The 21477-nt window shown below is 70.3% G+C and carries 18 protein-coding genes and 1 other RNA gene; 9 read left to right on the forward strand and 10 right to left on the reverse strand.

Annotated elements, in window-relative coordinates; translation table 11 throughout:
• Positions 1–54: 54 nt before the first annotated feature.
• Positions 55–3822 (reverse strand): DNRLRE domain-containing protein, encoded by a 3768-nt coding sequence (locus J7E87_RS32445; protein WP_308313164.1) that lies wholly within the window; start codon positions 3820–3822, stop codon positions 55–57.
• 449 nt (positions 3823–4271) lie between these two features.
• On the opposite strand from J7E87_RS32445, the gene J7E87_RS32450 reads away from it, so the two are divergent.
• The 3 genes from J7E87_RS32450 to J7E87_RS35695 are packed head-to-tail and all read left to right on the forward strand — an operon-like array spanning position 4272 to position 5294.
• The gene (locus J7E87_RS32450; protein WP_215098205.1) at positions 4272–4418 is read left to right on the forward strand and encodes a hypothetical protein; all 147 of its coding nucleotides are present in this window, start codon (positions 4272–4274) and stop codon (positions 4416–4418) included.
• Positions 4415–4990, forward strand: coding sequence for a trans-aconitate 2-methyltransferase (locus J7E87_RS32455; RefSeq protein WP_215098206.1), 576 nt, complete (start codon positions 4415–4417; stop codon positions 4988–4990). The genes J7E87_RS32450 and J7E87_RS32455 overlap by 4 nt, the downstream gene beginning before the upstream one ends.
• Complete coding sequence (locus tag J7E87_RS35695) at positions 4980–5294, forward strand: hypothetical protein (protein ID WP_251018332.1); 315 nt, start codon at positions 4980–4982, stop codon at positions 5292–5294. Before J7E87_RS32455 ends, J7E87_RS35695 begins: the two co-directional genes overlap by 11 nt.
• A gap of 246 nt (positions 5295–5540) precedes the next feature.
• On the opposite strand, the gene rnpB is transcribed toward J7E87_RS35695, so the two are convergent.
• Together rnpB and J7E87_RS32470 are read right to left on the reverse strand one after the other, a co-directional pair.
• An RNA gene (gene rnpB / locus J7E87_RS32465) (RNase P RNA component class A) lies at positions 5541–5945 on the reverse strand.
• Between the two features lie 200 nt (positions 5946–6145).
• Complete coding sequence (locus J7E87_RS32470) at positions 6146–7588, reverse strand: RNB domain-containing ribonuclease (RefSeq protein ID WP_215098207.1); 1443 nt, start codon at positions 7586–7588, stop codon at positions 6146–6148.
• 103 nt (positions 7589–7691) lie between these two features.
• Here J7E87_RS32470 and yaaA point away from each other — a divergent pair, with 103 nt between their 5' ends.
• Together yaaA and eda are read left to right on the forward strand one after the other, a co-directional pair.
• Entirely contained in the window at positions 7692–8492 is an 801-nt protein-coding gene (gene yaaA / locus J7E87_RS32475) for a peroxide stress protein YaaA (RefSeq protein WP_215098208.1), read from the forward strand.
• A gap of 59 nt (positions 8493–8551) precedes the next feature.
• Positions 8552–9193, forward strand: a complete 642-nt coding sequence (gene eda, locus J7E87_RS32480; protein WP_215098209.1) for a bifunctional 4-hydroxy-2-oxoglutarate aldolase/2-dehydro-3-deoxy-phosphogluconate aldolase — start codon at positions 8552–8554, stop codon at positions 9191–9193.
• Between the two features lie 234 nt (positions 9194–9427).
• Here the strand turns inward: eda and J7E87_RS32485 are convergent, their stop codons facing one another.
• From J7E87_RS32485 to J7E87_RS32500, 4 genes are read right to left on the reverse strand one after another with little or no spacing between them, the layout of a single operon-like run.
• A complete protein-coding gene (locus J7E87_RS32485; RefSeq protein ID WP_215098210.1) occupies positions 9428–10687 on the reverse strand; it encodes a bifunctional RNase H/acid phosphatase in 1260 nt (419 codons plus the stop codon).
• Positions 10687–11430 carry a zinc ribbon domain-containing protein gene (locus tag J7E87_RS32490; RefSeq protein ID WP_215098230.1) on the reverse strand — a complete coding sequence of 248 codons (744 nt, stop codon included), beginning with the start codon at positions 11428–11430 and terminating at the stop codon, positions 10687–10689. The genes J7E87_RS32485 and J7E87_RS32490 overlap by 1 nt, the downstream gene beginning before the upstream one ends.
• On the reverse strand, positions 11427–12263 hold the full coding sequence (locus J7E87_RS32495; protein ID WP_215098211.1) for a Nif3-like dinuclear metal center hexameric protein: 837 nt from the start codon (positions 12261–12263) through the stop codon (positions 11427–11429). Before J7E87_RS32495 ends, J7E87_RS32490 begins: the two co-directional genes overlap by 4 nt.
• 45 nt (positions 12264–12308) lie before the next feature.
• A complete protein-coding gene (locus tag J7E87_RS32500) occupies positions 12309–13355 on the reverse strand; it encodes an ABC transporter substrate-binding protein (protein ID WP_215098212.1) in 1047 nt (348 codons plus the stop codon).
• Between the two features lie 184 nt (positions 13356–13539).
• Here J7E87_RS32500 and J7E87_RS32505 point away from each other — a divergent pair, with 184 nt between their 5' ends.
• A complete protein-coding gene (locus J7E87_RS32505) occupies positions 13540–14703 on the forward strand; it encodes a hypothetical protein (RefSeq protein WP_215098213.1) in 1164 nt (387 codons plus the stop codon).
• A 600-nt stretch (positions 14704–15303) separates the two neighbouring features.
• On the opposite strand, the gene J7E87_RS32510 is transcribed toward J7E87_RS32505, so the two are convergent.
• From J7E87_RS32510 to J7E87_RS32520, 3 genes are read right to left on the reverse strand one after another with little or no spacing between them, the layout of a single operon-like run.
• Entirely contained in the window at positions 15304–16245 is a 942-nt protein-coding gene (locus tag J7E87_RS32510) for a 3-oxoacyl-ACP reductase (RefSeq protein ID WP_215098214.1), read from the reverse strand.
• A gap of 11 nt (positions 16246–16256) precedes the next feature.
• On the reverse strand, positions 16257–17342 hold the full coding sequence (locus tag J7E87_RS32515; RefSeq protein ID WP_215098215.1) for a Zn-dependent alcohol dehydrogenase: 1086 nt from the start codon (positions 17340–17342) through the stop codon (positions 16257–16259).
• A gap of 25 nt (positions 17343–17367) precedes the next feature.
• A complete protein-coding gene (locus J7E87_RS32520; RefSeq protein ID WP_215098216.1) occupies positions 17368–18231 on the reverse strand; it encodes a MaoC/PaaZ C-terminal domain-containing protein in 864 nt (287 codons plus the stop codon).
• A gap of 315 nt (positions 18232–18546) precedes the next feature.
• Between J7E87_RS32520 and J7E87_RS32525 the strand changes: the two genes are divergently transcribed.
• From J7E87_RS32525 to J7E87_RS32535, 3 genes are read left to right on the forward strand one after another with little or no spacing between them, the layout of a single operon-like run.
• A complete protein-coding gene (locus tag J7E87_RS32525) occupies positions 18547–19437 on the forward strand; it encodes an ABC transporter ATP-binding protein (protein WP_374195251.1) in 891 nt (296 codons plus the stop codon).
• Complete coding sequence (locus tag J7E87_RS32530) at positions 19437–20168, forward strand: ABC transporter permease (RefSeq protein ID WP_251018333.1); 732 nt, start codon at positions 19437–19439, stop codon at positions 20166–20168. The genes J7E87_RS32525 and J7E87_RS32530 overlap by 1 nt, the downstream gene beginning before the upstream one ends.
• A 15-nt stretch (positions 20169–20183) precedes the next feature.
• On the forward strand, positions 20184–21470 hold the full coding sequence (locus J7E87_RS32535; protein ID WP_374195250.1) for a sensor histidine kinase: 1287 nt from the start codon (positions 20184–20186) through the stop codon (positions 21468–21470).
• Positions 21471–21477: the final 7 nt, after the last annotated feature.

Consider the following 21477-nt stretch of genomic DNA (forward strand, 5'->3'; position numbering starts at 1 on the left):
CGGGCTCCCAGCCCCAGCCTGTTCGAGGCTGGGGCTGGGAGCGAGATCAGCCTGTCAGGGCTTCTTCATCTCGCAGATGAGGTCGGCCTTGGAGGTGTCACATGCCTTGAACCATGCGTCGCCGACATCCACGGTGTACGGGTCCTTGTCGAGCAGCCGGAACTGCGGGGCGAACTCGTTGCCCAGGCGGCTCATCGCGCCCGAGTTCATGTACGTCGACATCGACGAGCGACCGCAGTTCTCGTCCCAGGTCGGTGGGTCGTAGCGGGTGTCGTCCAGCAGGTGTTCACTGCCGTCATCGGTCTTGGCCGACACGGTCTGGATGCACTCACCACCGCCGTCCGCCCCGGCAGGCATCTTGCCGCCCTTGTTGGCGGGCAGCCCCGGGGACTCGTAGGTCGAGGCGAACGGGAACTCGTCACACGAGATCGTATCCGGGTACGGGCTGTTCACGAGTTCCTGGTGCATCATCGTCTTCGGGTGGTTGACGAAGTTCTTCGTCGGCACCCAACCATCGGCGGCGCGCTTGCCCCGGTACTTGGTGCACATCACCTTGCGGGAGTCCTTCTCGGCGTTCCAACCGCTCTCCGCCCGGCTCGCAGACGGGTGGTAGTGCAGCGGCTTCTCCGGAGTGGCGCCGAGCCCCTTGGACGGCTTGCTCTTGTTCTGCACCATCCAGACGTGAGCCGCAGCGGCGGTGTACTTGGCGGTGTTGAACTTGTACTCAGGTGCGTACTGCGGCATCACACAACCGGGGACACCGTTGGAGTCGACCTTGTCGCAGCGCACGACGAGATCCGGGGACCGCCACGGGCCGCTCGCGTCCTGCCATTCACGCTTCCTGCCGTCTGGGGCAGGCGGCGGCTCCACGTCGGTGTCGGGCATGCCGGCGAAGTACACCGGCATGCTCTTGGAGAGGTCGATGTCGCGGGCGCCGGAGGCGTTGTCGACCTTGCCGTTCCACTTGTGGTCGGCGGTGCCGGTGATCATGTGCGGGTCGTTGGGCTGGTTGCCGTTCATACCGCCTTTCCAGTTGGTTTCTCCGTAGAAGTCGATGTCCTTCCCGCCTGCCCCGTCGTTGCAGCCGTCGCTGTAGCACATGGAGGAGATCCAGGCGTCCGGGTCACCGGAGCCGAGCAGGACGGCGCGGTCCTGGGCGGGGAACGTGTTGGAGATGGGGTTCAGCTGGATCCAGGTCTTGACGTCGCTGGCGTGCGGGTCGGTCTTGATCTGGAAGGCGGTCTCGAAGGTGGCCTGGTATTCGATGTCGTCGACGCCGGGCAGGGTCTTGCTCCTGGCGGTGAAGCTGAGGTCGAAGAAGAGGCAGGCTTTGTTGCGGGTCATCAGCGACTTCTGTGCCTCACCGGCAAGGCTCGGCTGGCACCAGGAGTCCTTTACGACCGGGTCGGGGTAGCTGGGCGCCCGCTTCGCAGCCTCCTTGGCTGCCTTCCGGGTGCCTTCGAGGGACCGCTGCGCCTTCGGGGTGATGGTCACCTCCATGCCGCCCTTGTTGAAGGTGCGGCTGGCCGAACCCTGCTTCCATCCCGGCGCAGGCAGTGGATCGTCCGTGAGCGCGGGGGGCGTGGCGTCCGGGTCCGTCTTCGGCAGCTTGATGTCGATCTTCTGCTTGCGGTTGTAGTCCCGGTTTCCGGCGGTGAAGCCGTAGTCACGGATCGGGCCGACGTTGTCCGCGCGGTCCACGCTGCGGGTCTGCACCACGTGGTTGCCGTTCTCGGCGGGTGTCGCGATGTACGCGGCGGTGTTCGTCGCGGCGACGGCCTTGGTGGTCGTGGCGGTGGTGGTCGTGGGGGTGGTGGACCAGCCGGACTCCGCCGCATCGTCCTCGAACGGGTCGAGGCGGTACTGCACGTCACGGGCGTCGGTGACGCCGGTGTCGACGTTGAAGGTGCCCTGGACGCCTGCTCCGCCGCCGCCCCAGTTTTCGGGGTAGGTCGCGGACGACACGCTCTTGGGCTCGCCCGGCGCGGTGGTGTCCACGACGAACTCACGCCACGGGGACCAGTTCAGGTTGTAGTGGGTGCCGTCGTAGGCGTTGGTGCGGAACTTGTATGTCTTGCCGTTCACGAGCTGCCCGGCCGGGACCTTCACCGAGGCCCAGGAGCCCGGGGTGACGTAGCTGGAGACGATCAAGCCTTCCCCGGCCGGGGTGGTGATGGGCTTGTTCGTGGCCGCGTCGTAGATCTGGAAGGTTCCGTTGACCTTGTCACCGTCGGTGTCGGTGAACTTGTCCCGCAGGGTCGGCGTGGTGGTGTTCACCGCCCAGACACCGGCGTAGGACTTGAACGGGGCGCCGGCCTGCTGCGCGGTGCCGTCACCGGGACGGTAGTTCCAAGTGACCGTCAGCTTCGGCGGGTTGCTGGTGGCGTTCGCGCTGTTGACGCGCTTCCAGTCCTTGACGTCGTCCGTGGCGGCACGCAGGCCCATGTAGCCCTTGCCGTCCAGGGCGGAGGACCAGCTCTGCACGAGCGTGGTGACGTCCGCGGTGATCCACCCGTCGGGGGCCGCCGTGCAGGACGGGTTGCCCTTGGTCTGGGTGGAGGAATGGAACTGCTGGTTCCAGGTGGGCTGCTTCGTCCAACGTGAGGCGGTGGACGAGGCGTTGGTGTCCCAGATCGTCCATTCCTGCGGCAGGCAGTCGGTGTTCCCGGAGTGGAAGTTCCACAGGGAGACGTCGGCGTTCGTGACGATCGCGTCCTTGAACGCCGCGGTGTTCCAGGTGACGAACGACCGGGCGGTGCGCGGAGTGCCGTCGCTGTTGGTGGTGCCGGGGTTGCCGAAGTCGAGTTCGACGTCCGTGGACAGGTCACCGGTCTCGCCCTGCTGGACGTAGGTGTCGAAGACGTTCGACAGGTTCGACGTCGAGGGGTCGACGGTCACCGGGTACTTGGTGTCCGGGTCGGCGAGGAAGTCGGCGTCCGGGGTGATCACGAGGTCGAACGCGCCGTCGCCCTTGTCCACGACCTTCATGTCCACCGGGTGTCGGTTGGTGTGCTCCCCGGAGACCTTGTCGACCGCCGCGTCCCACATCACCGGGGCGGGCATCACGGCCCGCTTCTCGCCGGTCTTCGGGTCGATGAAAGTCACCGACCCGTCCTTCTGCGGCCGGGCTTCGAGGCCCTCGGTCTTCAGCGGCAGGGTGTAGCTGTAGTCGCCGGTGGCGGGCCGCCGGTTGATGTCGACGAACTGCTCGAACCCCGTCCGGGTCGCCTCCACCACCACATCGGCGCCGGGGACGGCGTCCTTGTACGTGGCGCGGGTGCCGTCGAGCCGCGGTGTGGGCAGGCCGCCCTTCCACTGCAGCGTGACCTGCCCGTCGCCGCTGCCGAGGGTCACCAGGTCCCGGCCGGCCGCGTCCTCGGCCGCCTTGAGTGACCTGGCGGGGGTGCCGCCGCCGGAGGCGAGCCTGAGACCGCCGGGGTGGGCCTTGGAAACCACCTGACCGTCGGCGGTCGTGGTGAGCGTGGCGTCCACGTCCACCCACTTGCCGTCACGCTGCATCCGCGCGGGGCCCGAGGTCAGCTCCGAGGTGAGCGATCCGTCCGGGTTGGCGTGGGTGAGGGTGGTGGCCGTGGTCTCGTTCGGGACGAGAACCCTCTTCCCCGTTTTCTTCGCCCGGGCGAGGGCCCAGGGGATGCCGCCCTTGCTGTGCTCCGTCGCCCATGCGAGGTCCGCCTCGGCGATCTCCGCGGCACTCGGTTGTTTCGCCTCGGTGGCGGCGACCGGTGTGGATCCGTCCGCGGCCGTGGCTCCGGTGGTTCCCGTGATGGCGATTGGAGCCGCGGTAAGCAGTGCCGCGCCCACGGCTATGCGGGATAAGGCGCGTCTTCTTCTTACTAATCGGGACAACTTGAACGCTCCTCTTGACCCACTCACGTTCCCTGAGCAGGGTCGGTCGATTTGCGAATGGCGACGCACAATCGGTGCCGCCGCAGGCATTTCTATGCGTTCCCTGTCGAATGAACCACCGGATAAAGTCGGCCAATTGGGTAACCCCGCCAATGAGGACGTGATGCTCGACATGGTTTGACCAGGGTTGTACACCGCGAGTTGACAGTTCGATAACAACCTGGCGGAGGAAACGTACGAGCCACCAACGGGCAAAGATGTGCAACTACTGAAAGGCGACTGCTCACGTACCTGAATCGGGCGACCCTCCCGACTGAAGCAGCAGGTCAGCGCGCCACTCGTGAAGGTCTCGCAACCTGAACGCATCGCTATAAATCCATATCAACTGGACGCAACTTCCGGCTATGCGAAGCGGCGACTGCGAGCAGAGGCTGACGATGGACTGGGGTATCAAGCACCGCGACATCGGCCTGGTCGACGAGGCGCACACCATGCTGGAGAACCTGCGCCTGGAGACCGGAAAGAACGTGTGGGGCGGGTGGCGTGCGTGAACACCTTCGCCGGAACCTCCGCCTACTACCGACGCTTCCGCCCAGGCATCCCCGTTGCCCTCGCGGCCCTTCACGACCGGGCAGCGCCCACAGACAGTCCGCGGCGCCTCCTGGACATCGGCACCGGCCCGGGACTCGTGGTCCAGGCGCTCTTGCCGTACTTCGACGATCTGCTCGCGGTCGATGCCGAGCCAGGGATGCTCACGGAGGCCGAAGCCACGCTCCGCCCCGCGCTCGACGGCGCCCACCGACTGCAACTACGTCACGCGCTCGCGGAGGACTTCCTGCCGCCGGAGGGATGGCAGCCGCATCTCGTCACCTGTGGTCGTGTCTTCCACTGGCTGAACCAGCCGCGTTTCCTCGACCGGCTCAGCGAGTACATGGCCCCCGAGGGAGTGGTCGCGGTCTTCAGCGACCGGAGTCTGTGGACCGCCGACAATCCCTGGCAGCAGGCCGCCCGAGAGGCCGCCCAGGACTTCATCGGCGAGCAACGGAGAGCGGGCGACGGCGCCTTCACCGTCCTCACGGCACGCCGTCCCTCCGCACACGGAGGTCGGGACGTTGGCCGCTGACGTGTTGGAAGACCGGTATGGGCTGGTCGCCGACATCGTCGAACCGGTGCACATGGACACGGACACCATCAACCGGCGAGTCCTGACGGACGACGGGAGCCCGGCCTACCGAGTCCCGCACGTTCTCGTCGAAGTGGCCGCCGACATGTACACCCGCCCGATGGATCCGGACCAGCTGGCCGGGTTCATCGAGACGGTGGCCGGGCAGCTGGAAGTGCTTCGCGCGATGCACCCCCGGCTCACCGCAGCCCGCGCCGAATGGGCCGCGCGGACCGATACGACCACCAACGCCGAGGCAGCGTAATCCCGCCGGTCCAAAGGCCATCCCGAGGGCTGCGACTCCAACGTCATGCTCCGACGGCTGTCGCGAACGCCCAGCCCAGAGGCCTCGCCCGCCCCTCCGCTCCAGGGACTTTTCAGGGACTTTCAGCGCTGTCTGAGGGACTTCCGAGGGATTTTTTGCCGCCCAACACAGCAAGCTCCTGAAAGATCGGAAAGGGCCTCCATCACAGATCAGAGGCCCTTTCCAAGGCATAGCCGCAGGTGGCGGCAGACGAGTCGGGCTGTACGCCGGGTTCTGTCACCCGGTCGCCTCGCGGCGGCCGGGGAGACGGCCATCCATCTAGGACCGACGTTGCCGTCGGCCTCGTGCGGTCTACCCGCGGACTCGGGCGGGCAGCCCTCGATCGTCCGCGCAGGGCCGCCTTTTACAGCGGCCCCTCTTGACCTTGCTCCAGGTGGGGTTTACCTAGCCGCCTGAGTCACCTCAGGCGCTGGTGGTCTCTTACACCACCGTTTCACCCTTACCGGGGACCGAAGTCCCCGGCGGTCTGTTTTCTGTGGCACTGTCCCGCGGGTCACCCCGGGTGGGCGTTACCCACCACCTTGCCCTGTGGAGCCCGGACGTTCCTCGGGGAAATCCAGAGGATCTCCACGCGGCCGTCCGCCCGGCTCGTCTGCCGTGCACGCCATGTTACCTGGCGTGTTGCAAGGACAAAGCCCGCGGAGCCGGTCGCCCAGGACGCCGCGAGGGTCGGCGCCTGGGGGAAGGAAGCCGCTGCTCACTTCGCGGATGGTCGTGCCGCGGACGAGGGCCCAGGCCGCGCGGGCAGTGTTCTCTTCGTTCTCGTCGCCGCCGAACGCGCACGGGAGCCCTTACGCAGGCGCGAACAGCACCTTCGCCCTCCCCGGGTCCGCCTGTGTGAGCCGGACCCGCAGCCGCTCCCCCAGCGGAAGTCCCGCCTCGCCGCCCTTGATCCTCGCCACCACCGCCGGGTACTCCAACTGGACCGTGCCGACAGCCGGTTCGCGCTCCTGCACATCCACCACGATCGCGTCGAAGACCTCCCCGACCCGATCCTTCAGCAGCGCCGCCTCGACGATGTCGACGCACTCCCGCTCCACTGTGTTGGCACGCCGGGAGCCCTCCGCCATCTCCTTCGGCAGGGACTCCAGCGCGGCGGCGACCCACTCCGGCGGCTCCGCTCCCGCCACCGAGGCCACGCACAGCTCGCCCGTGTACCGGTCGACCAGACGCCGCAGCGGCGCGGTGCAGTGCGTGTACTCGTCTGCCACCGCCGCGTGGACCGAGGGCGAGGGCACCGCACCCCCGGTGAACGCGGTGTAGCCCGCGCCGCGCAGCAGGGTCGTGCACTCCTGGAGGAAGGCGGCGTGGTGGGCGTTGTGGGGGTCGAGGGAGCGGACCAGTTCGGCGTACGAGACATGGTGCGGCCAGTCGACGCGCAGCGCCTTCGCCGAGAGGCGCAGCCGCGCCACCGCGCCGTCCGGGGCGGTGGGCAGGGTGCGCAGGATGCCGGTGCCCGCCGCGATCATGAGGTCGGCCGCGGCCATGCCGGTGAGCAGGGAAATCTGGGCGTTCCAGCCGTCGACCGGAAGCATGGCGCGGTATTCGAGGAAGTAGGAATGGTTCCGCTCGACGACTTCCTGCTCGGGGACGTTCAAGGAGATCCCGCCGCGTTCGCTCTCCAGCCTCTCGCGCAGCTGCCCGATCTCCCTGAGCAGCGCCAACGGCTCCTCGGCGGTGCCCGCGTCGATCTGCCGCTGCGCGCCCTCGTAGTCGAGCTTGGCCCGGCTGCGTACGAGCGCCCGCCGCACCTCGGCCGAGACGGTTCGGCCCTCGGCGTCGAGGTCGATCTGCCAGACCAGCGCGGGCGCGTTCTGGCCGGGCAGCAGGCTGGCCGCGCCCTCGGAGAGCAGCGCCGGATGGAGCGGAACCCTCTCGTCCGGGAAGTAGAGAGTCTGCACCCGGCGGTGGGTCTCGGCGTCGAGCCCGCCGCCGGGCGTGACGAAGGCGGCGACGTCGGCGATCGCGTAGTGGACTCTGAAGCCCCCGGGCTCGCGGCGGGCGAGGAACATCGCCTGGTCGAGGTCGGCGGAGCCCGGCGGATCGATCGTGAAGAACGGGATGCCGGTGGCGTCGCGCTCCGGCAGACGCGGGGCTCTGGCGGCCGACTCCGCCTCCGCGAGGACCTCCGCCGGGAAATCGTCCGGCACGCCGAGCGTCGTACGCAGCTTCCGCAGGGCGGCCCCCAGCGGAGCCTGGGCTGTGCCGGTCACACGCATATGGCGGCGGGGCATGGACCGAGCGTATGGCGGTCCCGGACGGACGGCACCCCGGGTGACCGTAGGCTGGCGCGGGGGGCCGCACCCCCCGTCCCCGTACGTACGAAGGAGACTTGCCGTGCTCGTGCTGTTGCCGCCGTCGGAGGGTAAGGCCGCTTCCGGGCGCGGGGCTCCGCTGAAGCCGGAGTCGCTGTCGCTGCCGGGCCTTGCCGGGGCGCGCGCCGCGGTGCTCGACGAACTGGTGGAACTGTGCGCCGCCGACGAAGAGAAGGCGCGGCAAGTACTCGGGCTGAGCGAGGGCCTGCGCGGCGAGATCGCGAAGAACGTGGAGCTGCGGACCGCGGGGACCCGGCCGGCCGGGGAGATCTACACGGGTGTGCTCTACGACGCGCTCGGCCTGGCGACACTTCAACCGGACGCGAGGCGCCGGGCCCGGCGGTCGCTGCTGGTCTTCTCGGGGCTGTGGGGCGCGGTGCGGGTCGGCGACCGGATTCCGTCGTACCGCTGCTCGATGGGGGTGAAGCTGCCGGGGCTGGGCGCGCTCGGGGCGCACTGGCGCGAGCCCATGGCGTCCGCCGTGCCGGAGGCCGCCGGTGACGGGCTCGTACTCGATCTGCGGTCCTCCGCGTATGCGGCGGCGTGGAAGCCGAAGGGCGAGGTGGCGGGGCGTACGGCGACGGTGCGGGTGCTGCACTCGCAAATCGTCGACGGGGTGGAGAAGCGGTCCGTGGTCAGCCACTTCAACAAGGCGACGAAGGGCCGGCTGGTACGGGACCTGCTGACGGCGGGCGCGAAGCCGACGGGTCCTGGCGAGCTGGTGGAGGCGCTGCGGGATCTGGGGTACGTGGTCGAGGCGCAGGCGCCGGGCAGGCCCCAGAAGGCATGGGAGCTGGATGTTGTGGTGAACCAGATCCATTGAGCGTTGCATCATGCGCAACGCTCTTTGCGCATGATGCAAACGGCGGGCAGGATGACGGCATGACCGCCTCTGCCCTGCCCACCGTGCTCGACCTAGCGCCGGTCGTCCCCGTCGTCGTCATCGACGACGCCGCCGATGCCGTACCGCTCGCGCGTGCCCTGGTCGCGGGCGGTCTGCCCGCGATCGAGGTGACGCTGCGGACGCCGGCCGCGCTCGACGCGATCCGCGCGATCGCGGCCGAGGTGCCGGGCGCTGTGGTCGGCGCGGGCACGGTGATCTCGGCGGACGGTGTCGACGCCGCGGTGGCGGCCGGGGCGCGGTTCCTGGTGAGCCCCGGGTGGACGGACCGGCTGCTGGACGCGATGCAGGCGTCGGGTGTGCCGTTCCTGCCCGGGGTCTCGACGACCTCGGAGGTCGTGGCGCTGCTGGAGCGCGGGGTGAGCGAGATGAAGTTCTTCCCGGCCCAGGCGGCGGGCGGCACGGCGTACCTCAAGTCCCTTGCGGGTCCGCTGCCTCAGGCCCGCTTCTGCCCGACGGGCGGAATCTCGCTCGCCTCCGCGGGCTCGTATCTGGCGCTGCGGAATGTGGGCTGCGTCGGCGGTACGTGGATGCTGCCGGCGGACGCGATCGCGGCCAAGGAGTGGGCGCGGGTGGAGACTCTGGCGGCCGAGGCCGCCGCGCTGCGCGACCGGGTCGGCTGAAGTCGAGGTCCACGAAGGGAGCGAGCGGTCGGTAACCGAGGCGCTGATAGAGGGCGTTGCTGGTGGGGTTGGCCAAGTCCGCGAAGAACAGGACTTGTTCGGCCCCCGGCGTCGAGCGCGTCGCGGCTCACGGCGACGGTGACCAGTCGGGGCGGGGGCTCCTTCGCCCCCGCCCCGATGAACTTCCCCGCCCGATGAACTTCCCCGCCCGATGGGCTCCCCCGCCCGGTGCTCCTATCCGCGCAGGTGCGATGTGTCGTTCAGCAGACGCAGCGACGCGTTGCCGTCCGCGTAGTACGCCACCGCCGAGATCGATGCCGCGGAGAGCTCCATCCGGAACAGCGACTCCGGCGGGGCTCCCAGCGCCAGCCGGACCAGGGTCTTGATCGGCGTGACATGGGTGACCAGCAGGACCGTGCGGCCCGGGTATCGGGCGATCAGCTTGTCGCGGGTCGCCGAGACCCGGCGCGCCACCGCAGCGAAGCTCTCTCCGCCGCCCGTCGGGGCGACCTTCGCCGAGGCGAGCCAGGCGGTGAGGTCGTCGCCGTACCGCTCGCGGACCTCCGCGAACGTCAGGCCCTCCCAGGCGCCGAAGTCCGTCTCGCGCAGGCCGTCCTCGATGCGGACTTCAAGGTTCAGGCGGGCCGCGACGGCCTCCGCGGTCTCACGGCAGCGCTTCAGCGGGGAGCTGACGATCTCCTGGACGGTGCCGCGCGCCGCGAGGACGGCCGCGGTCGCCTCGGCCTGGCGCAGGCCCGCGGGGGAGAGTGAGTGGTCGCCGCTGCCCGAGAAGCGCTTGTCGGGGGTCAGGGCCGTCTCGCCGTGTCGGAGCAGCACAAAGGTGGCGGGTGGGCCGAGGTCGGCGGGGCCCCACCCGACGGAAGGCGCGCTCGGCGCTGCTTCGCCGGCCCCTTCGGCCAGGGGCTCGGCGCGGACCGTGCCCGCGCCGCCCGTGTCGTCCGTCGCGCCGCTCAGCGCCGCCCTCGCCCTCGCCGCGCCCGCCGTCGCGTCGCCGACCACTCTCGCCGCCTTCGCGTCGCGTGCGTCGAGCTCCGCCGTGGAGCGCGAGGCCTCCCACTGCTTGCCCTTCTTGGCCGCGTCCATCGCCTCGTTGGCCAGCCGGTCCGCGTGCTTGTTCTTCTCGCGCGGGATCCACTCGTAGGTGACCTGAGAAGCGGGAAGGATGCTCGCCGCCTGTGCCGCCAGCGGCTTCATGTCCGGGTGCTTGATCTTCCAGCGGCCCGACATCTGCTCGACGACCAGCTTGGAGTCCATCCGGACCCGGACCCGCGCCTCGGGGTCGAGGGCCTTCGCCGCCTTCAGCCCCGCCACCAGGCCCTTGTACTCGGCGACGTTGTTCGTAGCGACGCCGATGTACTCCGCGACCTCGGCGAGCGGCTCCCCCGTCTTCGCGTCGAGCACGACCGCACCGTATCCGGCGGGGCCCGGATTACCCCGGGAGCCGCCGTCCGCCTCGACGACGAACTCCCGCATTACAGCCCCGACTCGGACGTACGGACCAGGATCCGGCGGCAGTTCTCGCAGCGCAGCACCGTGTCCGGGGACGCCGCCTTGACCTCGTTCACCTCGGTGATGTTCAGCTCCAGCTGGCAGCCCTCACAGCGGCGCTGGAAGAGGCGGGCCGCGCCCACCCCGCCCTGCTGGACGCGCAGCTTCTCGTACAGCTTGAGCAGATCCGCCGGCACGGAGCCGGACACGAGCTCGCGCTCCTTGGTGACCGAGGCGACCTGGCCCTCGATCTCCTCCTGCGTGGCGTCCCGGCGCGCGGTGGCGTCGTCGAGCTTGGCCTGGACCGAGGAGACCCGTCCGGTCAGCTCGGCGGCACGTTCCTGCACGGACTCACGGCGCTCCATGACCTCGAGGACGACGTCCTCCAGGTCGCCCTGGCGCTTGGCGAGCGAGACGATCTCGTGCTGCAGGTTCTCCAGGTCCTTGGGCGAGGTGACCGCGCCGGAGTCGAGACGCTGCTGGTCCCGGACGGAGCGCTGGCGCACCTGGTCGACGTCCTGCTCCGCCTTGGTCTGTTCGCGGGCGGTGTCGCTCTCCTCGGTCTGCGCGGCGACCAGCAGGTCGCGCAGCTGCGTGAGGTCCTTGGTGAGCGAATCGATCTCGGCGTGCTCGGGCAGCGAATTCCGCTTGTGGGCGAGCTGCGACAGACGTACGTCGAGGGCCTGCACGTCGAGAAGTCGGATCTGGTCGGCGGGATCGGCGTTCAGTTGGGGGCTCCAGAAGTGTGGTGGGAGGACCAGGGGTCGGTGACCGTGGGCGAGACGTGGACCCGAAGGCCCCAGCCGTGCCGGTCGGAAATCTCGTCGAGCTGGGCCGCGGCCTGCTCGCACCAGGGCCACTCGGTGGCCCAGTGGGCGGCGTCGACCAGCCCCAGTGGTGACTGCTGCACCGCCTCGGACGCCGGGTGGTGGCGCAGATCGGCGGTGAGGTACGCGTCCACGCCGGCGGCCCGTACGACGTCGAGAAGGCTGTCGCCGGAGCCGCCGCTGAGCGCGACCGTACGCACCAGGGCGTCCGGGTCGCCCGCGATGCGGACGCCCTGCGCGGTGGGGGGCAGGCGCTTGGCGGCGCGTGCGGCGAACTCGCCGAGCGTCTCGGGGTGGTCCAGCTCACAGACGCGGCCCAGGCCGCGGCGGCCGTGCGGGTCCGTCGCATCCGGCACCAGGGGGCGTACGACCCGCAGGTCGAGCGCGCCCGCGAGGGCGTCGGAGACTCCGGGGTCGGCGGTGTCGGCGTTGGTGTGCGCGACATGCAGGGCGATGTCGTGCTTGATCAGGGTGTGCACGACGCGGCCCTTGAAGGTGGAGGCCGCGACCGTCGTCGTACCGCGCAGATAGAGCGGGTGGTGCGTGACGATCAGCTGGGCGCCCAGTTCGATCGCCTCGTCGGCGATCTCCTGGACGGGGTCGACGGCGAACAGCACACGGCTGATCCCGGCGTCCGGGTCGCCGCAGACCGTGCCGACCGCGTCCCACTCCTCGGCCCGCTCGGCGGGCCAGAGGACGTCGAGCGCGGTGAGGACTTCAGACAGACGGGGCACGAGGGAAAGGCTACCTGTCCTGCGTGCCCCCGCGGCCTGCGCCGGTCACTTGGTCAGGAAGCCCCGGAGGTCGTCGAGGACCTTGTCCGCCGCGGTGACGCCGAGGCCGAGGTACCAGGTCTCGTCCGGGACGTCTTCGGCCTGACCGGCCTGGACCGCCTTGAGGTTCTTCCACAGCGGGTTGGACCGCGCGCTGTCCCGCTTGGTGGCCCCGGGGTCGCCGTAGACGCCGGTGAAGATCCAGTCGGCGTCCGCGGAGTCGATCTTCTCGGGGCTGATCTCCACTGCGAGGTCCTCGACCTGCTGGTTCGCGGGCCGCGGCAGGCCGGAGTCCTTGAGGATGGTGCCGATGAAGGAGGCCTGGGCGTAGAGACGGATCTTGCCCGGCATGTAGCGGACCATCGAGACGGTCGGCTTCTTGGCGTTCCTGGCGCCGATGTCCGTGCCGAGCTGCCCGGCCTTCTTCTTGTACGCGTCGAGCTTCGCCTTCGCCTCGGCGGTCTTGTCCAGGGCCGCGGCGTTGAGGAGGTAGTTCTCCTTCCAGGTGAAGCCCGGCCGGATGGAGAAGACGGTCGGAGCGATCGTGGACAGCTCCTTGTACTTGTCGGCGGCACGCAGTTGGCTGCCGAGGATCAGGTCGGGCTTGAGGGCGGCGATCGCCTCGAGGTTGAGGTTGTTGATCGTGCCGACGTTCTTGGGATTGCCGGCTTCCTTCCGCAGATAGCCGGGGATGCCCTCATCCCCCTCGGTGGGGGCGTAGCCGACGGGCTTGACGCCCAGCGATGCGACGTTGTCCAGCTCACCGACGTCGAGGACCACGACCCGCTTGGGCGCGGTCTTGATCTCGGTCTTGCCCAGCGCGTGGGTGACGGTGCGCGGGAACCGGCCGGGCTTGGCGTCGGTGCCCATCGCCGCGGTCTTCGCGGCCGCGTCGCCGAAGCCCTTGCCGCCCTGCGCGACGGCCTTCTTGCCGCCGTCGTCGGCCTTGCTGCCGGAGTTCTTGTCCCCGCCGTCCTGGCTGCCGCAGGCGGTGAGGGCCAGTGCGGCGGTGAGGGCGAGCGCGGCGGCGGTGCCGCGGCGGCATAGGGACATGGCGTGCTCCTGATCCGGTACTTAGGGAGACCTAACTTTATCCACCGGCTTCTCGCTGAGCACAGCCGCCCCCTCCCCATCAGGAGAATCCGGGCATGGCCACCCATATGTGTGAAGTGGTGAGTCACATGTTGTTCGGCAGGAAGTGCGATACCTAGCTTCGGTGGCCGGAGGTGAGGATCCGATGACAGCCTGTGCCATCGAGACCGCAGCGGAGGACGGGGCGGTGGGGCGTACGGGAATCACGATCACCGCGGACGGCGCATACGCGGCCCGGCTTGCGGGAGGTCGTGATGCCCTGTTTCCGGAGCGGTGGACGCTCGGGCCCGAGCCCTACGCCGTGCCGCTGCCGCTGGATCAGCCCGAGGAGCGCGAGACCGAGGTGCTGCCGCTGGCAGACGGGCGGGTGCTGATCCGGCGGCGGGTGGCGGGACTGCACGCACTGTCGCTGCTGTATCCGACCGGACCGGGGACGGGTGAACTGCCGCTCGGCGCCGTCGAGTCGGCGGAGCTGCGGCTGCTTCCGCCCGCGCCGGACGGCAGGAGCGCGTACGCCCTGGCGCCCGGCGCGCAGTCGACCGCGGTCTGGCTGGTGGCGGGCGGGGCGTTCGGCCCCGAGGTTGTCGCCGAGGTGCCGGGCCACTGCTCCGGCGGGGTCTGGCTGGACCGTGCCGGGCAGATACTGGCCCTCGACCGACAGCTGGGCGGCGGCCCGGTGAAGGCCGTGGCGGTCGATCTGGGGCGGGGCGGCGAGGCGACGCCGCTGCTGCAGATCACGGATGACAGCGACGACCGGCTGCTGCTGGCCGACCTGGACAGCGGTCTGCTGCTGATCCGCTCGAACGCGCCGGGCCACGACCGGCTCGGCTGGGGCGTGCTCGGGAGCCTGCGGCCGGTCCGCTTTCCCGAGTGCCTACGGCTGGCGGACTGCGCGGTGACGCCGTTCGCCGTACAGCCGGGGCAGGTGCTGATGCCGGAGAGCTGCGCGGTGGCGCTGCGGATCGACGGCGCGGCGGGGAGCTGGCTCGGGGTGTGGCGGCCTTCGGGCCGGCAGCTGCATCAACTGGCGGCTCCGGACGGGTGGTTGGCGGGGGCCGGCCTGTGGAGCCGGGAGGGCGTGCTGCAACTCCCGTACGCGACAAGGGCCGTGCCGTGCGGGGTGGCGCGGATCGACGGGCCGGCGGACTCGCTCGTACCGGATGTGATCACGGATGCGAAGGTGATCACAGAACCGGCACCATCGAAATGGCCTGGTGGGGAAGCGTGCTGGGGTACCGGAACTCATGTCGTGTACAAGCCGGTTCCTTTGCAGCAGGCGCCTCTCACCGGCGGCGGGGCCACTGGTTGAACTCTCGGGCCGGGGCCCCGCGACCACACCGACCGGACACCGACGGTGACGGGGTTCGCAGGTGTGCCGGGGTGCCCTGCGACACGTAATCAGCGATCAACCACGGGGTGACTTCCCACATGCCTGAAGCCCGAACCGACACGACCCAGCAGCGTCCGCATCCTGCGGCCGCGGACCGGGGCGCAGCCGGCGGCGTCGGAAAGCACCGGGGCGGTCCGGCGACCACGGAGGACTCCGCGACGCCGGCGCACGGCCGCCACCGGCGGCCGCATGGGGTTCGCGGCGCCTGACGCGGGGGGCTGGGGCGCCCGACGCGGGGGGCTGCGGCCCCGCCCCGGACCCCCGGCTCCTCAAACCCCCGGACTTCGGGCGGGGGACCCCCAAGAGGCTGGGGTTTCCCGCCCGCCGGACGGTCATCCTCAAGCCCGTCCGGCGCTCTCCCTCAATCGCCCAGGCGCTCACTTCCAAGGGCCCGGCGCCCCTCGAGCCTGCCCCGGTGCTGACTTCCAAGCCCGCCCAGCGTTCATCCTCAAGCCCGCCGGGCGTCACCTTCCAGCCCGTCCGGCGATCGAGAACAGACCGGCTGCCGGACGGCCCCGGTCAGCCCCGCTTCAGGCCCAGTACCTCCGCCGCCGCGAACGTCTCGTTCGCCGGGCGGGCCGCGTAGTGCGGGGTCAGCACCGCATCCAGTTCGTCGTACGAGAACGCCTCCTTCGAGGTGTCGAACTTCGCGGCCACCCTCGGGCGTTCGACGATCGCCACCATCCCGCCGTGCACGACCAGCAACTGCCCGTTGACCTTCGCCGCCGCGGGCGAGGCCAGATAGCCCACCAGCGGGGAGACATGCTCCGGCGCCAACGGGTCCAGCCCGCCGTCCGCCGGCTCCCCGAAGCCGGCGAACACATCCTGCGTCATCCGCGTCCTGGCGCGCGGGCAGATCACATTGGCCGTGACCCCGTACTTGGCGAGTGCCAGCGCCGTGGAGGTGGTCAGGCCGACGATGCCGCCCTTGGCCGCCGCGTAGTTCGGCTGGCCCGCCGAGCCCGCGAGGAACGCCTCCGAGGAGGTGTTGACGATCCGGCCGTAGACCGGTGCTCCGGATGCCTTGGAGCGCTCGCGCCAGTGCACCGACGCGAAGTGGGTGGTGTTGAAGTGCCCCTTGAGGTGGACGCGGATCACCGAGTCCCACTCGCTCTCGCTCATCGAGAAGACCATCCGGTCGCGCAGGATGCCCGCGTTGTTGACCAGGATGTCCAGCTTTCCGTATGTGGAGACGGCCAGCTCGACCAGGTCGCGGGCCTGGGCGAAGTCGGAGACGTCGCCGTGGTGGGCGGTGGCGGAGCCGCCCGTCGAGCGGATCTCCTCGGCGACCTCCTCCGCCGGGGTCGCGGACGCCTCGCCCGAGCCGTCCCGGCCGGGCAGGCCGTAGTCGTTGACGACGACGCCCGCGCCGAGACGGGCGAGTTCGAGTGCTTCGGCGCGCCCGAGGCCACGGCCCGCCCCGGTGACGATCGCGGACAGGCCCTCAAGTGGCAGTGACATCAAAGGCCCTTTCAGATCTCGATGCAGGTGCGCAGCGCCTCGCCCGTACGCATCTGGGCCAGGGCGTCGTTGACCTCCGCGAGCCGGACCCGGTGGGTGATCAGCCCTTCGAGGTCGATACGGCCCGCCCGCCACAGGGCGATGGCCCGTTCGTACGAGGTGAGCACGTCGCCGCCCCCGTACATCGACGGCAGGATCCGCTTCTCGTCGAAGAACAGCTCGAACATGTTGAGCTGGAGGAAGTCGTCCATGGCGCCCGCGCCGACGATGCACAGGGTGCCGCCGCGCCGGGTCGTCTCGTACGCCGTGCGCGCGGTGGCTGACTTGCCGACGACCTCGAAGACGTAGTCGAATCCCTCACCCGCGGTGACGCGCTGTTTGGCGTCGGCCAGTTCGTCGGGCGAGACGGCTTCGGTGGCTCCGAACCTGAGCGCGGCTTCGCGCCGGGTGACGACCGGGTCGACGGCGACGATCTGGGCCGCGCCCTTGAGCCGCGCGCCCTGGATCGCGGAGATCCCGACGCCGCCGCAGCCTATGACGGCGACCGACGAACCGGCCGCCACGTCGGCGGTGTTGATGGCCGCGCCGAGACCCGTGGTCACTCCGCAGCCGATGAGCGCGGCGATGTCGAACGGCACGTCGTCGGGGATCGGCACGGCGCACCCGGCGTCGACGACGACCTCCTCGGTGAAGGTGCCGGTGCCTGCGAAGCCGAATACATCAGAGGGGCCGGCGCCGTGCCGCCTGAAGTTGGGGGTGCCGGCGTTCATGAAGCCGGCCAGACACAGCTGGGTCTGGCCGCGCTTGCAGGCCGGGCAGGCGCGGCACGCGGGCAGCCAGCACAGCAGTACCCGGTCGCCCTGCTGGAGACCACTCACGCCGTCGCCGACGTCGATGATCTCGCCGGCGCCCTCGTGCCCGGGGACGAAGGGCGCGGGCTGCGGCAGCACGCCGTTCATCGCGGATACGTCGGAGTGGCACAGTCCGGTGGCCCGGACCCGGATCCTGACCTTGCCGGGGCCGAAGCCCACCGCCTCGACGTCGTCGAGGATCTCGAGCTTGTCCTGCCCTGTCTCGTGCAGTACGGCTGCGCGCACGGCGCGGCTCCTCTCGTACGGATGGCTAGGCGTGTTCAACGATGGTGTCGGCGAGGACCGGCGCGTCGTCCCTCTCGACGGCGGTCACCGCCACCTGGACGCGGTCGGACTCCGGCGAGCCGGCCCACATCCGGATACGCAGGCTCTCGCCGGGGAAGGCGACCCCGGCGAAGCGCGTCGTGTACGAACGGACACGGCCGACGTTCCCGCCGAGCAGCGTGTCGACGACCGCCTTGAGCGTCATGCCGTACGAGCACAGCCCGTGCAGGATGGGCCGGTCGAAGCCGGCGAGCGCGGCGAACTCGGGGTCGGCGTGCAGCGGGTTCCAGTCGCCGGAGAGCCGGTAGAGGAGTGCCTGGTCCTCCCGGACGGTCTTCTCCACGGTCTTGTCCGGTTCGCGGGAGGGGAGTTCGATGCGCGGCGAGGGCCCGCGGTCGCCGCCGAAGCCGCCTTCTCCGCGTACGAAGAGCTGGGCGTCGCTCGTCCACAACGGGCCTTCGTCGTCGGCCGCTTCGGTACGCAGGACGAGGACCGCGGCCTTGCCCTTGTCGTAGACGGCCGCGACCTTGGAGGTCGATACGGCGCTGCCCTCGACCGGGATCGGCCGGTGCAGCCGAATGCTCTGCCCGCCGTGCAGCACGGCTGCCAGGTCGACGTCGAGGCCGGGTCCGAAGAGCCCGCTGACGACGCCCAGGCCCGAGCCCGCGACGGTGGCGAAGCTCGGCAGCACATGGAGCTTCGACTCGAGGGTGTAGCGGAGCTCGTCGGGGTCGGTGGCGGGGACGCCCGCGCCGAGGCCGAGGTGGTAGAGCTGGACGTCCTTGTGGCCCCAGCTGATCCTGGCGCTGCGGGACTCGGCGGCGACGGCCTTGGCGGCATCGATGGGCATGAGGATGCTGCTCCTTGATGAGTGGAAGACCTCGGCGCGGCCGTCCGCACCGTCGGCCGCACCGAGGTCGTACGGGACCGGCCCCAGGCCAGTTCTAGAACGCGTTCTAGGAGTCGGTGGCCCCTATGTATAACGCAGCCCCCATTACTTGTGAAGACTGCTGACTCCATGTCAGCACTGGCCGCCGACGGCATGCGCCACCGGGACATTTGTCACCGCCGAGTGCGTACGTGCGCATCTGCCGGAGCCCTGCGCCCGCTCCATAGCGTGATCCGTATGACGCAGACGCAGACAACTGGGAGCGAGTCGGCGGCGGTGAGCTTCGCCGGGGCGGCCAAGGCCTTCGGCGCGGTACGTGCCGTCGACGGCATAGACCTCGGCATCCGGCGCGGCGAGACGGTCGCTCTGCTCGGCCGCAACGGCGCGGGCAAGTCCACCGCCATCAGCCTGATGCTCGGCCTGAACGACCCCGACGCCGGACGGGTCCGGATCTTCGGCCGTGCCCCCGGGCAGGCCGTCGCCGCCGGTCTGGTCGGCGCGATGCTCCAGGACGGCCGTCCGATCCCCCGGGTGACCGTGCGCGAACTGGTCACCTTCGTGGCCCGCACCTACCCGCGACCGCTGCCGGTCGCCGAGGCTCTGGAGCTGGCCGGGCTCACCGAGCCGGCGGACCGCCGCGGCGACAGGCTCTCCGGCGGCCAGGTGCAGCGCCTCCGCTTCGCCGTCGCGCTGGCCGGCAACCCGGAGCTGATCGTCCTCGACGAGCCGACCGCCGCGCTGGACGTCGAGGCGCGGCACGCCTTCTGGAAGTCGATGCGGGCGTACGCCTCGCGCGGCAACACGGTCCTGTTCTCCACCCACTACCTGGAGGAGGCCGACAGCAACGCCGACCGGATCGTCGTCGTCGACCACGGCCGGATCGTGGCCGACGGCAGCGGCGAGCGGATCAAGCGGTCGGTCGGCAGCAGCCTCGTCGCCTTCGACCTGGCGGGAGGGGACGGGGAGGGTCTCGGCCTGCTTCCGGGCGTCGTCTCGGTCGAGATCCGCGGGGACCGGGCCCGGCTGCGTACGGCCGACTCCGACGCCACGGTCGTCGCACTCGCCGGACTCGGTGCGATCCGCGGCCTCGAAGTCACCCCAGCGACGCTCGAGGACGCGTTCCTCGCCCTGACCGACAGTCGTGACCGCGCCAAGGAGACCATGTGATGCCGAAGATCGCCGAGTACGTCAAGCTCGAAACGCGCCGGACCTTGCGCGACCCCGGCTTCGTCATCTTCAGCGCCGGGATGCCCGTACTGATGTATTTGTTGTTCACCAACCTCGGCGGAGCCGGCCAGGTGGACGGCTGGAAGGCCATGTCCATGGTCGGCATGGCCGCGTACGGCGCGCTCGGCGCGGCGATGAGCGTGGGCACCGGGATCGCCGAGGACAGGACGCTGGGCTGGCTGCGACAGTTGCGGATCACCCCGATGAGCCCTCGCCAGGTGGTGGTGGGCCGCGCGCTGACCGGCTCGGTGACCGTGCTCCCCGCGATCCTGTCCGTGCTCGTAGCGGGCGGGCTGGTCAACGGCGTGCGGCTGGACCTCTGGCAGTGGGCGGCGCTCACCCTGCTGCTCTGGGCCGGCGCAACCCCCTTCACCCTGCTCGGCATCGGCAATGGCTACCGGCTCACCGCCCAGGCCACGGGCGTGGTGAATGTGGCTACGTTGATGGGTCTCGCGGTGGTCGGCGGGCTGTGGTTCCCCATCGACGCCTTCCCCGACTGGCTGCGCTCGGTCTCCCGGTTCACGCCGGCCAACCGGTTCGCCGACCTCGGCTGGTCGGTCACGCATGGCGCGGCGCCCGGGCTCACCACCGTCGCTGTGGTGCTGGGCTGGCTGGGAATATTCGGCTCGTACGCTGTGGTCTCGTACCGCCGCGCCGGGCGGACCGCGTAACGGGGGCGAGCGACCATGCGCTGGAAGTTCGAACGCCACATCAGGCCGATGGGCGCGAGGAAGGGCCACTGCGCGTGGAAGGGCGGCTGCGCGTGGAAGGGCGACTGGCAGGCACAAAAGGCCAAGTGGCGGGAGCGGAAGAGACCCGGGAGGACCGGTCCCGAGCAGATGGGCCCGCCCAACGGCTTCGCCCTGCTGCCCTGGCTGCTGATGGGCATGGGCGCCTTCTCCAACCTCCTCCAGGGCAAGACCCCCAATCCCTGGATCGGCGGGATAGGTCTGCTGGCCTTCAACTCCCTCTACATCCATGTGGTGTTCCGCGCCTTCGACAAGAAGGCGCGCCAGGCCCCCTCCACCCGCCGGGCGCTTCTCGCGCTGGCCGTGATCACCTGCGGACTGGCCATCACGTACGGGGGCAGCTGGCTGCTCTTCTTCATGCTGCTCGGCCTGGCCACCGGATCGATCGTGCGGGGCAGGTGGCTCGGCCCGATCGCGCTCGGCCTGGGCGCCCTCGCGGGTGTCGTCGCAGGGCTGCGGGACGGCTGGGGTGCCGTCAATGTCGCGTACGGGACCTTCATCTCCTGCATGGTGACCGCCGCGATCCTCGCCCTGTCGGAGACCGTCAAGGAACTCCGCGAGACTCGCGAGGAGTTGGCCCGCTCAGCGGTGGAGCAGGAGCGGCTGCGCTTCTCCCGTGATCTGCACGATCTGCTCGGCCACACCCTCTCGGTCATCGTGGTCAAGTCGGAGGCGGCGCGCCGCCTCGCCCCGCGCGACATGGACGCCGCGCTGGCCCAGATCACCGATATCGAGTCGGTGGGCCGCCAGGCCCTGACCGAGATCCGGGAAGCGGTGACGGGCTACCGCGATGGCAGCCTCGCCACGGAACTCGACCGGGCGCGCTCGGCGCTCACCGCCGCCGAAATCGAGCCCGTCGTCCGCCGGTCGGGCCCCCCGCCGGAGCCGCAGACGGCTGCCCTGCTGGGCTGGGTGGTCAGGGAGGCGGTGACCAATGCCGTACGCCACAGCGGCGCGACGAAGTGCGAGATCACGGTCGAGGGCACCGCGGAACGGGTCCGCCTGACGATCACCGACGACGGCCGCGGCGCCCCCGCCGACGCCGCCCCGGCTCCGTACGGCACAGGCCTGAAGGGTCTGACGGAGCGCCTCGCGGCGGCGGGCGGCTCTCTGCACGCGGGACCCTCGACGCGCGGCGGCTTCCGGGTGCGCGCGGAACTCCCGGTGGACTCGGTGAAGTCGGCGGACCTGGCCGGGGCCGCGGGTCCGCGGCACACCGAATGACCTGCTC

This window comes from Streptomyces sp. ISL-1 (genome assembly GCF_018614585.1).
Taxonomy (GTDB): domain Bacteria; phylum Actinomycetota; class Actinomycetes; order Streptomycetales; family Streptomycetaceae; genus Streptomyces; species Streptomyces maoxianensis.